We start from the raw sequence: 13,416 nt of genomic DNA, 5'->3' as shown, positions 1-13,416 counted from the left end.
AATAAATATTTTTTTTAGTGTGGTTTATAAAAAAATTACAATTGTGATTCAATCGGCAACCAACTTATTATTTTTGCAAATGCGCGACGCCAAAAATTGCTTTCTGGCTCATAATCAATGCTATATTTTTTTTCATTTTCAATAAAATCCCAATAAATACGATTATCCTTACCAAGACGAAGATGATAGCTCATTTCGCCCGTCGTTTCTTCACAAAACAACAAATCTAGTCTTGCTGTAATGGGAGCACATTCAAAAAGAATGCCCATTTCTGTATTGAGCGTTGCTGATCTGGGATCAAAGTTTAAAGATCCAATAAAAGCTGTTTTACGATCAACTAAAAAAGCTTTGGCATGTAAACTTGCCTTACTCGATCGAAACAATCGTAGCCCATGGGGATTTCCTTCTGCTTTTAATTCATAAAGCTTAACACCACTTTTTAACAAAGCCTTACGATACGGTACATAACCACTATGTACTAATGCTACATCGGTCGCGGCCAAAGAATTTGTGAGAATTTTGACATCAACACCTTTTGAAACCAAATTACTAAAATTCTGCGTTCCAACTTTACCAGGAACAAAATAAGGTGAAGTAATCTGAACCGTATTTTGGGCATTTCCAATAACCTTTGAAAGGGCCTTCATAAGCCAATTGCTCGCTTTTTTACGTAATACTTTTTCTGGAGGGTCAGAAAGAACAACAACTTTATCAGCTAAAAATAACCGCTTTCCTGTCTGGATAAAACAATCAAAGTTAATGTGCTCTTTGACATAATCTAAATAAACTTTTGCAACCTTAGAATCCCGAAACTTTCGTAATTTATCCTTCCAATAGCTAAGATCGCTTGCGCCTTTAGGAATAACCAAAGTATGAATTGGCAAAACAACAGCACTATTCCAGAAATCATCAAAGATACTTTCTACCTTTTTAACGGAGGGACCGATTAACATCAAATCTAAATCTCGAAAATGAGATTCTTCAGCAGCATCAAAATAAGAATCTGCAAGATTACGTCCTCCTACAAAAGCAACCCTGCCATCAACAATAAAAGCTTTATTATGCATTCTACGTGTTACAGTAATTGCCCGTAATATAATCTCTAAACCGCGGCGGAAACCACCTTTACGCGATCGCCCTGGATTAAACACTCTCACCTCAATATGAGGATGTTTATCCAGCGCAATATAAGCTGGATCACGTGCCTGAGCGTTAATATCATCCAACAGCAGTCGCACCCGAACGCCCCGATCAGCAGCCTCAACTATTTCACTTAATAATAAACGCCCCGTTAAATCATCGTCCCAAATATAATACATCAGATCAAGGCTACGCCCCGCTTTTGCCGCACCTATTGAACGAACACAAAACGCATCCAAATTACTGATGATGAGGGAAAGGGCATCTTTATTAACCCCCAGACCATTTTCTTCCTCTGCCAATTGACTAACGATACGATCAAGCTTGGTTTCATCCTTCTGAATAGGCAACGCATAAGAAGATTCTCCCCTAGCACTTTTTACAAAACGCCCATAGGTGTAAATTGTCAACATAGATGCAATAAAGAAAAAGAGAATAAAACCAATAACAATCTGTAAAAGAGTCAAAGAAGATAAACTTTCTATTTTTAAGCTATCGCATCACCCGTGATACGAACTACAATACTTAATCATTTTATTTTAACCGTGTAGCAGATAAAATGCCACTTCTTGCTTAAAAGAGTATAAATTTTAGCACAATATTTAAAAGCTTAAAAAATATTTCTCAGCTTTAATAAATGTATAAAATGAAACAAACAATAAAATAGTCCAATAAAATTTATAATAAATGATTGTTTTCTTTTAAATGCCCCCCACTAATTTTATCAAAAGCACTTCTATTTTTTTTGAAAATCATGCTTATCATCAAAAGATGATTTATTATGAATTTTACTTTTGATCTTGATTTCTTATGGCTCTCAATTCGTCCATTTTTCTATAAAGTGTAGAGCGACCAATATGAAGGCGGCGTGCAATTTCACTCATATGCCCTTTATAATGTTTAACCGCTTTCTCAATAATATCATGTTCCATCTCTGCAAAAGTACGCACATGCCCATCAGTATTCAAAAATTGTATCGAATCTTGCTCATTATCTTCTTGCATATTACCCTCAATGATATTTGGAACATTCATTAATGAACTTCCCATTAATTGGGGAAAATCTCGAACAGTTAATAACGGTCCTTCACTGAGTAAAATCGCACGAAATAGAAAATTTTCAAGTTCATTTCTATTGCCAGGCCAATCATACTGCATAAGCAAGGAAAGAGCTGATCCTGCTAAACCATGGACATGTGATCGTCCTGTTTCTGTTATGATGCGATCGATCAAGCGTTGTGTGATCTCTGGAAAGTCATCCCTTAATTCTCGTAAAGCGGGAACGCTAATTGATAGATGAGAAAATTGTTCAAACAAACTATGCAAAAAAAAGTTCTCTTTAACCAAATCCTTTAAACGTGATGTTGAAATAGCAATGATCCGAAAAGGAAAAAGTCCTCCTTTTATATCCCTTTCCCTTTCTTTAAGATAATGAGCAAACCGTTTTTGCTGTATGGGTTCAAGCCGATCAATATCACAAAGGCAAAGTGTCCCATTTTCAAGCGAAGAAATGAGTGGGAGGAATTCTTTAAACCAATGCTGATTTTCTTCTTCTGGATCAACAATCGCTGAACATTGAAAGCGAATAAAAACGCCCTTTGAGAATAAACCTTCATGATGAATAATCCGAGCTAAAGTCTCACGACCTGTTCCAACTTCACCCTCTATCAAAAGATTCTGTGAAGTCGTTGCTGCTGTTCTGGATTGCTCTAAAACAATCTGCATCGCTTTACTTTTTATGCAAAGGTCCGAAAAACATAAATGATTCTCTTTCTTTCGCCGAATATCTCGAACCTCATGCTCTAAAGCAGAAATAAGGGCAAGAAGATCCAAAGTAACTCTTACACGTAATAATGTTACTGGATGAATCCAATAATCAATAGCCCCAGCTGTTAAAGCTTTCTGAAGTAAATCCTGATTCTCTTGTTGTGCTATCACAACAATAGGAACAGAAACACCAGCAACTCTAATCATTTTAATCAAATCGCTTACACTCAAATCACTCATAACCACATCAAGGAGTGCAAGCACAATGTTTTTACGCCTGTGTAAAAGATCAATTGTACGGAGGCCATTTTCTGCTTCGATGACACGGTAACCAAAACCTCGGAGCATAGCAGAAAGCTCTATACGTCTTCCATAATCTTCACTCGCAACAAGAATAGGACCAACCATAATGTCAATAATCTCCTTTGAGACTATTCATGAGACTATTCAGCAGCTTAATGTAAAAATTGTTGTAAACCATAAGAAATATTTCACCTCTTGTGTTTCACTTGCACATTTCATTAAGCTGTTAATTAAATACAACATTAAGGCATTTTTTTCTATTTTTTTGCTTTTTCATTGATTTTCATCAAATTTTTCATATTGACTCATGGCTCAATTTAATAATTTTATAAAAAATAGAGAGCAAAATAATCTAAATTAGAGTGAAATAAATGAAACATACCTATCATATTTTATGTCTTACAATCACCGCTTTGCTATTAAGCGCCTGTGGATTTTCGCAATATTATAACCCCAATATGTCAACTGGAATTGATGGAAAATGGGTCGATGAGAATGGTATTATTTCTTCTTTCCATAATGGTGTTTTTGAAACGCGTGCAGCAGATACAGAAGAAAAACTATCAGAAGGGGTATATAATTATCTCAATGCCCAAAATATAGAAATTGAAATACGCTCTATTCTCCGTGGAACAATTTCTAGAGTCAATTGTACAATGTCATATGACGCCACACAACTTCTCTGCACCTCACCTACAGGAGCGCAGTTTTTCCTTAAGCGGAAATCTTCAACAAAGTAAAAGTAAAGCTTCTCTTAACCTAAGAACAGATGGAGTACATGCATCAAACAGGAGGTGATCCTTTCTCCTCCTGATAGAAAATCCCCTCCAAAATATGCAAAGAGACTGATATAATCTCTGTCTGTAGAGTTTTCTAAACATAAAAAATGCGTAAAATAATCATTCTTTTTTTCACAAAAGATCAGCAAAAAGCTCCTTCACAATAAAATTATGACTTTGTATCATTCCATCTATTTTAGCCTAAAATGACATTTTATCTGATAGGAAACTTTAATCTAAGCAGCACCAATGCGCAAAAGATCATGAAAATGAACAATTCCTATCGGTTTTTTATCTTCAACCACGAAAAATGCACCAATATGATGATCATTAATAAAAGCCATTGCTGCACCAACAAGTGTATTTGGCTTTACAACTTTAGGCGCTTTGGTCATCACCTCATCAACATTAAATTTTGATAAATTAAAATGAATATTCCGAGCAAGATCACCATCAGTCACAATTCCAATGAGTTCACCTTTTGAGTTGATAACACCAACACAACCAAAATGTTTTTCTACCAAAACATTCATAGCTTCAGTCATAGCTGCCCCCTGCATAACCAAAGGAATACAATCACCCTTGTGCATAATATCACACACGTATTTAAGGCTTGCACCAAGAGAACCACCAGGATGATATATTTTGAAATCGGTTTTGGTAAAACCGCGCATTTCTAAAAGAGAAACTGCTAATGCATCTCCCATTGCCAATTGCATAATTGTTGAAGTTGTAGGAGCTAAACCATGAGGGCAAGCCTCTTCTATCTTTGGTAATAAGAGAACAATATCAGCTTGTCGTCCTAATACAGAGAGCTCACTTGATGTCATGGCAATCAGAGGAATACGAAAACGGGCTGCATAACTCATAATGCCACTTAATTCTTGCGTTTCACCAGACCATGATAAAGCAAGAATAACATCATCAGATCCAATCATACCAAGATCACCGTGATTGGCTTCTGCAGCATGAACAAAAAAAGCAGGTGTTCCAGTTGAAGCTAAGGTTGCTGCAATTTTTGTCCCGATATGACCACTTTTTCCAAGACCCGTAATAACCACATGTCCAGGAGCATTTCTAATGGTTTGAACAGCTGCTTCAAAAGAAGATGAAAGACTGCCAAGAAGAGCTGCTTCAAGTGCTTCAAGCCCTTGCTTTTCACTGGCAAATGTTTTAAGCGCTGATGCGACAGCCCCCTGCAAAGCCCTATGAGGAAATGGTATTGTCATAATCAAATTCAATCAATAAAATTAAATGAGAGATCTACATCATTGTTCAACTTTAATAGTTTCTAGTAAATTTTTCAATGAGGCAGAAACATGGCTGTGCATATCAGCACGTGCCAAAGAAAAAGCAACGTTAGCTTCAATAAAACCAGCTTTAGAACCGCAATCAAAAGTGCGCCCGTCTAATTGAAAACCCCAAAAATCCTGTTCGTTTGAAAGCCTTATCATCGCATCTGTTAGTTGAATTTCATTTCCTGCTCCTCGTTCTTGAGTGGAAAGAATATTAAAAATTTCTGGCTGCAAAATATAACGTCCATTGATGTATAAATTTGATGGTGCCGTTCCAAGCGCTGGTTTTTCTACCATTTTTGTAATTTCAAAACCATTGGCAATCTGTTTGCCTTTCCCCACAATACCATATTTATGGGTTTCTCTAGGAGAGCATTCCTGAACTGCTATAATATTTCCACCCCCCGTTCTTTCATAAAGGTTCATCATCTCAGAAAGACACCCCTTTTTTGCTTGTATCAACATATCAGGTAATAACAAAGCAAAAGGTTCGCCCGCAACCAATTCACGCGCGCACCAAAGCGCATGCCCTAACCCCAGAGGTTTCTGTTGCCGCGTAAAAGAAGTTGTCCCTGGCAACGGCTGTAAACGGTATAAATGCGCCAAATCTTCTTTTTTTCCACATTCAGCAAGCGTTGTATATAATTCAACTTGCGCATCAAAATAATCCTCAATGACTGCTTTGTTGCGTCCAGTCACAAAAATAAAATGCTCAATGCCAGCCTCCCGCGCCTCATCCACAACATATTGAATAACAGGCTTATCAACAACTGTTAGCATTTCTTTAGGAACCGTTTTTGTTGCAGGAAGAAAACGCGTACCAAGACCTGCTACGGGGAATACAGCTTTCCGAATTTTATGCAAATTCACCCTCCTCAATGAATTCATATAACCTTCTTATTTATCATATATTTTTACGAAATGGTAAAAAAGATATCTTATTGTTTTGATTATCCTTATAATGGGCAATCAAAAATATAAAAGAGAATATGAGAATTTATTGAAAGGATTAAACAAATTATTTGTTGCAGTTTTTTCCTTTTCTTGATCATGTTATCAATTAAACTAAATACAAAATAAAGTTATTGCACATCTAATAAATTGAATATTAATGGGGATTTCAAAATGCAAAAAACAGAATTGAAGACTTTTTCTTTTTTAGAGGTGTCAATAAATCGGAGAATGCTTATCACCGGCTTTCTCGTTATTTTACTTGCTTTTTTAATGTTTTTTGCATCCTTTGCATATGCTGATAGCGGATTTAAGCACTGGATTAAAGAATTTAAAAAGACAGCTATTGCTCACAATATTACCCCCTCTACGTTTCATATGGCTTTTAAAGGTGTTAATATTATTGATCCAAAAGTTTTAAAAAGTGCCGCCTATCAACCGGAATTTGTTGCACCCTCATGGAATTATTTCGATAATCGTGTCCATGATATCGCAATTGTCGAAGGACGGCGCCAAGCAAAAAAATGGAATAAATGGCTTCTTCAAATTGAAGAACGTTTTGGTGTTGACCGCAATATTCTGCTTGCTATTTGGTCAATGGAGAGCAATTACGGGAAAATTTTAGCCAATAAAAGTGTCATGCGTGATACCATTCGCTCGCTTGCAACCTTAGCCTACGCCGATAAAAAACGTGCAAAATATGCCCATACACAACTGATTGCTGCTATGAAAATTCTACAAAATGGTGAAATTAAACGCTCTCAACTCACTGGATCTTGGGCTGGTGCTTTGGGACATACCCAATTTATTCCGAGCAGTTATCTCACCTATGCTGTTGATATGGACAAAGACGGACGGCGTGATATCTGGACCTCTGTTCCAGATGCTTTGGCTACTGCTGCTAATCTTCTCCACAAAAATGGCTGGCAACCACACCTTATTTGGGGAGTAGAGGTGAAAGTTCCCCAAGGAAAAAATCTTCCCAGTGGCTGGTATTCCTTTGAACAATGGAAAAAATTAGGTGTAAAATACGCCAATGGGTATCCTCTTCCTCCATTAGTCGAACAAGCAATATTAAAGTATCCAGATGGAGCCAAAGGACCTATATTCTTAGTCACAAAAAATTTCTTTGTTCTAAAACGTTATAATAATGCAGATCGTTATGCTTTTGCTGTTGCCCTTCTTGCTGATCGTATTGCTGGACATCCTGGATTAGTCAATGATTGGCAAAGACCTTTTCAACCCCTTACCTTCCAAGAATGCAAAGAATTGCAATCTCGCTTAAGTGCACTGGGCTATTATAAAGGAAATATTGATGGAAAAATCGGAACAGCCTCCCGCAATGCAATTAAAGCTTTTCAGCTCCGTCACGGTTTAAAAACAAATGGATATCCATCATCTCAAGTGCTTTTTCTCCTTCGTAAACAATAATGGAGCGTTAAGATTTTGTCTCTTTTTCGTCTGATATACTTGATGTTCTTGCTGTTTTTACTTTCTATTGTGGGGATCATACAGCCCTCCCCAAGTCAAGCAACCAACTTCTTCAAATGGTTGTCACAACAAAACAAACAGACACAACAATCTCCGCAAATTATAGAACAAAGAATAGACAAACCGAGAAGAAAAATCGTAACACAAAAAAACATACAAAAACTGAAAAATGAGAATGCAAAGCGCATTCTTGTCATAGGAGATTTTGCAGCTTCTGCTGTTGCCGATGCCCTTAAGAAGTTTTTTGCCGATAATAGCAATATCGTTATCATGAATAATACAATGCCGGCTTCCGGTCTCGTGCGAACAGATTATTATTCTTGGCAAAGCAATATTTCTAAACTTATTGAACAAAATAACGCCGATGTTATTATCATGATGATCGGTGCAAATGATAATCAACCCATCAAAGACTCTTATAGCATCATTAACACAGATCAGTTAGAATGGATGCGCATCTACAAACAAAGAATTACCGAAATTACTGAAAATCTTCATGCCTCTGGAAAATCATGGATATGGATAGCTCAGCCTTCTTTTGGAAATGACACTTTGACACAAAAAATGAAAATTTTTAATGCGCTCTACAAACAAGAAACAGAAGCAGCAGGAGGATATTTTCTCGATATCTGGAGTGGCTTTAGTGATGCAGAAGGGAATTTTTCTTTTTCAGGCTATGATATCCATGGAAAAACAGCCAAATTACGCACCAATAATGGCATGCATTTCACCGCGGAAGGAAAGGAAAAACTTGTCTCTTATTTAGAAAAACCATTGAAAAATATTTTAAATTTTCATATCTTTTCTCATGATGGATCATCCTCAACCGATCAAACTATTCAAAAGCTTATACAAGAATCAGAGAAACAAGAGCTAAGTGAGATGATGCGTCAACCTCCGATGAGCCTCGATGATATCGTACAACAAAATACCCACCTTTTAGGCAGAAGAAAATCAAGTTTTATAAAAAAATCATGGTTTCCGCCAAATGGACATCAAAAAGATCGCGCTGATAATTTTTCTTCCCCATAATGTCTGTTTAAAATACAAAATCTCATTTTCCCCATAAAACGAAAAGCGAATAAGATAAAAAATATTGTTACAGACCCATAAATTAAAGAGAAGATTTTCATAAATCGCAACTGCATCTTTTGAATAATATGGAAACGGCATGGTGTTAACCATGCCGTTATAGCTTATAATCCACGTTTATTCATCATTGCCTCTGGTAAAGGCATCCGTCCCCGAAAAGCTTTATACAGTTCCTCTGGATCTCGGCTTCCCCCAGCAGAATAAATAAAACGCTTTAAAAGATCAGCAAGCTCTGAATTAAAGACATCACCGGTTTCTTCAAACGCTTGAAAAGCATCAGCATCAAGTACTTCCGACCACATATAAGAATAGTATCCAGAAGCATAACCATCCCCTGCAAACACATGCATAAAATGTGAAGGACGATGACGCATAATAATTGTATCAGGCATTTGCAACTTTTTTAATTCTTTATGTTCAAAAATTATTGGATCCGTGACTGTTTCTCCTTGGTGAAAAGCCATATCCACGAGAGCTGATGAGATAAACTCAACCGCAGAAAATCCCGCATTAAATGTCTGCGCCGCTAAAACTTTATCGATTAACTCTTGGGACATTGGATGTCCTGTTTTTGTATGTATAGCGTAAGATTTTAATATCTCTGGTACGGTTAACCAATGTTCATAAAGTTGAGAGGGAAGTTCAACAAAATCACGTGAAACAGATGTTCCCGCTACAGAGGGCAATGTGACATCCGAAAGCAAACCATGCAATGCATGCCCAAACTCATGGAAAAGTGTCCGTGCATCATCAAGTGATAAAAGTGCCACCTCCCCTTTAGAGGGTTTAGCAAAATTACAAATATTGTAGATGATTGGTTTTTGACCACCATCCAATTTATGCTGTGATTGCAATTGGCTCATCCATGCACCAGAACGTTTTGAAGAACGTGCAAAATAATCACCGATGAAATGCCCAAGTAAACTTCCATCAGATTTCTTTACTTCCCACAAACGTGCATCAGGATGCCAAAGTGCAACAGCGTTTTTTTCTTCAAAGGTAATGCCAAAGAGTTTTTCTGCTACCCCAAAAGCCGCTTTAATCATACGATCAAGTTGAAAATAATATTTAATTTCAGCGCTATCGAAAGAAAGTTTTTCAGTGCGGAGCTTTTCGGCATAATAACGCCAATCCCAAGCCGCTAAAGATTCATTGCTGCCCAGATTGTTGGAAAAATTTTGTAATTCAATTTGCTCAGCAGAAGCCTTCGCTCTTGCGCGCTCCCATACAGGCATAAGCAAATCCATAACAGAATCAACACTTTTAGCCATGGTATTATCGAGTTTCAAATCTGCGAAAGATTTATATCCCAATAATTTAGCTTGCTCATCTCGAAGCGCAACAATCTCTAAAATAATGGTTCGATTATCATTCTTGTTATTATTTTCGCCACGTTTAGCCCAAGCTTGGAATGCAACCTCACGCAAATCACGACGATCAGAGAATTTTAAAAAAGGTTCAACAATCGAGCGTGCTAGTGTTAATGCATAAGCTTCTTCATGGCCTCTTTCGCAGGCAATTTCCTCCATTGAAGCAATGAGATCTTCCGGTAAACCAGATAAGTCTGTTTGTTTTAAAAATAGAATCCATTCAGCTTCATCGTTTAAGACATTCTGCCCAAAAGTAGTATTTAAAAAAGCAAGTCTTTCATTAATTTTTACAAGCCGTTTCTGAGCTTTATCATCTAGTTTTGCACCATGGCAAACAAACTTTTTCCACCATAATTCAAGAACGCGTGTTGTTTCACTCTCAAATATACCCTGCTGCGACTGTTGATAAAGTGTATCTATTTTTGCAAATATCCGCGCGTCCATCATCATTTTTGAAGAATAACGGGAAAGTTTTACAACAAACTCTTGTTCGAGCTGTTGAATCAATGCATTCGTATGAGCACTGGCGCGCAGGAAAAATATTGAACAGACACGATCAAGCGCTTTGCCACAAAGCTCAAAAGGTTGCAAAAAATTCTCAAGCGTTGGTGAATCTTGCACCATCGCAATCGCCTCTAATTCTTCTTCGGCTTCTTGAAATGCCTGTTCAAAAGCAGGTTTGAAATCTTCATCTCTTATAGAAGAAAAATCAGGAAGTCCTGAAAATCCTTTCCAATCCAGCGCTGCTGATTTTATCATAATACTTTATGTCTCCATTATAAATTTAAGCTGCAACAATTATCTTTACGACACAAATTAATAATATACTAAGACTATTTCATACCTTTCAAAGCTCTATTGAATCAGGAATATCTTTAGCTTCATGAAATCAATAAAAATAAGAATTTTTACACTTACCAAATGAACTCTTTGATTTATATGATAATTTATTGTTTTTTTATCTTGAATAAGAAACTCGAATATCATAGGTTTTTTTCATTTTAAACCATATGATATCGAAGCAATAAAGATTATTTGCTCGCGCATCATAAATGAAATTGCCTGTTGATAAAAACACTTGAAGAAAGGCTTCATCTCTATTGTTTACAAAACATTTCTGTAGATTCTTTAAAAAATCGCAAAGCTGTACTAAAGAAATGATGGTAAAAATGAGATCTGATTTTTGCATTTATGCCTTCATATTATCCTGAAATTAAGCTGTATTCTTGCTTTCAGTAATTTAAGAAATTTGTTTATAACTTACAATTTATCCTTGACTTTACTTAAAATATTAACAATTGGAAGTACGGTTGGGGAGGTTTTTTTCGAATCTTCCGTAAACTTTTATTATTTTTTTTATCTCGTCATCTTATCTAGATTTATAACTCTCCAATTTTTCAGGAGGTATTTTATCATGACTGAAATCAAAACGACCATCGACTTCAAAAATTTTTCTCCTGAAGCTCTCGCTCAAAAATTAAAAAATCTGCATTTTGCTGACTCTATTGATATTATCAATGACCTTGATATCATGGAACGTGTAACTATTCTTAGTCTTCTGCCTCTTGAGTATGTTATCGAACTTTTTGATAAACCAGAGCTTGAACAGCCTGTTGCTATTTTAGAACTTCTACCCATAAATCGTGCTGTTGAAATTCTTGATGGCATGTCTGCAGATGCTGCTGCAGATGTCTTTCAAGAAATGGATAAAGAAACCCGCACACGGCTTTACGCCTTGCTTAAACCCTTAACGCGTGCTGAACTTAAAAAACTTACCAGTTATCCTGATCATACAGCAGGAGCACTGATGACAACAGAGTTTATAGCGGTTCCTTCAAACTGGACCATACAAAAAACTTTGGATCACATTCGTGAGGTCGAGCGAACGCGTGAAACAGTTTATACCAGCTATGTGATTGACCCCAAAAAAGGAACTCTTCTCAAAGCTGTTTCACTGCGTAACCTTATTCTTGCCTCACCTGATGAACAAATTCTTAATGTCCCTACCCATGACTCGCCCATTACAATATCGCCCTTCACACATCATGAAGATATTGCGCGCCTTTTCCAGCGCCATGACCTTCTCTCTGTGCCCGTCGTTGATGAAAATAATCATGTCATTGGCATTGTAACTGTTGACGACGTGCTTGATACTATGGTCGATGAAATGAATGAAGATGCCTATAAATTTGGAGGTATGGAAGCGCTTAATAAGCCTTATATGCAAATCAAGTTTCCTGAAATGATGAAAAAACGTGGCGGCTGGCTCGCTTTACTCTTTATCGGCGAAATGCTAACTGCAAGCGCTATGCAACATTTCGAAACAGAGCTTGAAAAAGCAATTATTCTTACATTGTTTATTCCTCTCATTATGAGCTCAGGAGGAAATTCCGGTTCACAAGCGACCTCCCTTATTATCCGTGCACTGGCTTTACGTGAACTCACGTTGAAAGACTGGTGGAAAGTTATTATTCGTGAAATTCCAACAGGACTATCCCTTGGTCTTTTACTTGGAATTATTGGTATTACACGCATCGCTCTTTGGCAACAACTCGGTATCTATGACTATGGACAACATTGGATCGCTGTTTCGACAACGGTAGGTGCAACTTTAGTCGGTATCGTTACCTTTGGTTCCCTCTCTGGATCTATGTTGCCCTTTATCCTTAAAGGTTTAAAATTTGATCCAGCAAGCGCTTCTGCGCCTTTTGTGGCAACTTTAGTTGATGTCATGGGCATTGTCATCTATTTTTCTGTAGCATCCCTCATTTTGTCAGGAACTCTTCTTTAAGCATGTGATGTAAAAACACACCCTTATGGAAAGATCTTCTCATGTCGTTTCAGATCTTTCCATAAGAGAAGAAGTCCTATTATTTGTTTTCTAGTGCAATCATTTATTTCACGGATAATATATTGTTTATAATGATAATTCTTCGTTTTTGTATTCGAATAATAGCTCCAAATACCGTAAAGTTACCTTAATTATAAATCTTCTTATTCTCATATTGTATCAATTAAAGTCATCTTCTTGCCTATTACAAGCCTGATGGATGTGTGGATGAAAATGAGTCAAGAAAGGAGTGAATACTTCTTAGGCAAGGCATTGATTTATAATGATAATCTAGCGTTATTCATATTGAATGAGAGTCCCGAATAACGCAAGATTCTCTCATTTCAAATCTGCTTATCTTGAATCAATCAAAACCACACCTTTGCACGTCACAAGCGG

At 36.8% G+C, this 13,416-nt stretch carries 9 protein-coding genes; 4 read left to right on the top strand and 5 right to left on the bottom strand.

What is annotated here, in order from left to right; translation table 11 throughout:
• Nucleotides 1-35: 35 nt before the first annotated feature.
• Nucleotides 36-1,607: a phospholipase D family protein gene (locus PVV65_RS01910; protein WP_273788999.1), complete on the bottom strand. Its 1,572-nt coding sequence runs from the start codon at nucleotides 1,605-1,607 to the stop codon at nucleotides 36-38.
• 321 nt (nucleotides 1,608-1,928) lie between these two features.
• Nucleotides 1,929-3,314, bottom strand: a complete 1,386-nt coding sequence (locus PVV65_RS01905) for a sigma-54 dependent transcriptional regulator (protein WP_273788998.1) — start codon at nucleotides 3,312-3,314, stop codon at nucleotides 1,929-1,931.
• Between the two features lie 266 nt (nucleotides 3,315-3,580).
• On the opposite strand from PVV65_RS01905, the gene PVV65_RS01900 reads away from it, so the two are divergent.
• Entirely contained in the window at nucleotides 3,581-3,949 is a 369-nt protein-coding gene (locus PVV65_RS01900; protein ID WP_273754563.1) for a hypothetical protein, read from the top strand.
• Between the two features lie 275 nt (nucleotides 3,950-4,224).
• Here the strand turns inward: PVV65_RS01900 and PVV65_RS01895 are convergent, their stop codons facing one another.
• Together PVV65_RS01895 and PVV65_RS01890 are read right to left on the bottom strand one after the other, a co-directional pair.
• The gene (locus tag PVV65_RS01895) at nucleotides 4,225-5,217 is read right to left on the bottom strand and encodes an SIS domain-containing protein (protein ID WP_273788997.1); all 993 of its coding nucleotides are present in this window, start codon (nucleotides 5,215-5,217) and stop codon (nucleotides 4,225-4,227) included.
• A gap of 39 nt (nucleotides 5,218-5,256) precedes the next feature.
• Nucleotides 5,257-6,147, bottom strand: coding sequence for a UTP--glucose-1-phosphate uridylyltransferase (locus PVV65_RS01890; RefSeq protein ID WP_273754560.1), 891 nt, complete (start codon nucleotides 6,145-6,147; stop codon nucleotides 5,257-5,259).
• 261 nt (nucleotides 6,148-6,408) lie between these two features.
• On the opposite strand from PVV65_RS01890, the gene PVV65_RS01885 reads away from it, so the two are divergent.
• Together PVV65_RS01885 and PVV65_RS01880 are read left to right on the top strand one after the other, a co-directional pair.
• Nucleotides 6,409-7,665 (top strand): lytic murein transglycosylase, encoded by a 1,257-nt coding sequence (locus PVV65_RS01885; protein WP_273788996.1) that lies wholly within the window; start codon nucleotides 6,409-6,411, stop codon nucleotides 7,663-7,665.
• A 15-nt stretch (nucleotides 7,666-7,680) separates the two neighbouring features.
• Nucleotides 7,681-8,757, top strand: a complete 1,077-nt coding sequence (locus tag PVV65_RS01880; protein ID WP_273788995.1) for an SGNH family hydrolase — start codon at nucleotides 7,681-7,683, stop codon at nucleotides 8,755-8,757.
• 164 nt (nucleotides 8,758-8,921) lie between these two features.
• Here PVV65_RS01880 and PVV65_RS01875 read toward each other — a convergent pair whose 3' ends face one another.
• Nucleotides 8,922-10,946, bottom strand: a complete 2,025-nt coding sequence (locus PVV65_RS01875; protein ID WP_273788994.1) for a M3 family metallopeptidase — start codon at nucleotides 10,944-10,946, stop codon at nucleotides 8,922-8,924.
• A gap of 655 nt (nucleotides 10,947-11,601) precedes the next feature.
• Between PVV65_RS01875 and mgtE the strand changes: the two genes are divergently transcribed.
• Nucleotides 11,602-12,978, top strand: a complete 1,377-nt coding sequence (gene mgtE, locus PVV65_RS01870) for a magnesium transporter (protein ID WP_273788993.1) — start codon at nucleotides 11,602-11,604, stop codon at nucleotides 12,976-12,978.
• The last annotated feature ends 438 nt before the right edge of the window (nucleotides 12,979-13,416 follow it).

The sequence above is a fragment of the Bartonella sp. ML70XJBT genome (assembly GCF_028618425.1).
In the GTDB taxonomy this organism is placed as follows: Bacteria; Pseudomonadota; Alphaproteobacteria; order Rhizobiales; family Rhizobiaceae; genus Bartonella.
The sequence above is the reverse complement of the archived record's forward strand: the minus strand, read 5'-3'. Positions and strand labels throughout refer to the sequence as shown.

Excerpts from the sequence above, each read along its gene's own strand:
- PVV65_RS01905 (WP_273788998.1), bottom strand. The coding sequence starts at position 3,314 with ATGGTTGGTCCTATTCTTGTTGCGAGTGAAGATTATGGAAGACGTATA.
- PVV65_RS01885 (WP_273788996.1), top strand. The coding sequence starts at position 6,409 with ATGCAAAAAACAGAATTGAAGACTTTTTCTTTTTTAGAGGTGTCAATA.
- PVV65_RS01895 (WP_273788997.1), bottom strand. The coding sequence starts at position 5,217 with ATGACAATACCATTTCCTCATAGGGCTTTGCAGGGGGCTGTCGCATCA.
- PVV65_RS01875 (WP_273788994.1), bottom strand. The coding sequence starts at position 10,946 with ATGATAAAATCAGCAGCGCTGGATTGGAAAGGATTTTCAGGACTTCCT.
- PVV65_RS01900 (WP_273754563.1), top strand. The coding sequence starts at position 3,581 with ATGAAACATACCTATCATATTTTATGTCTTACAATCACCGCTTTGCTA.
- mgtE (WP_273788993.1), top strand. The coding sequence starts at position 11,602 with ATGACTGAAATCAAAACGACCATCGACTTCAAAAATTTTTCTCCTGAA.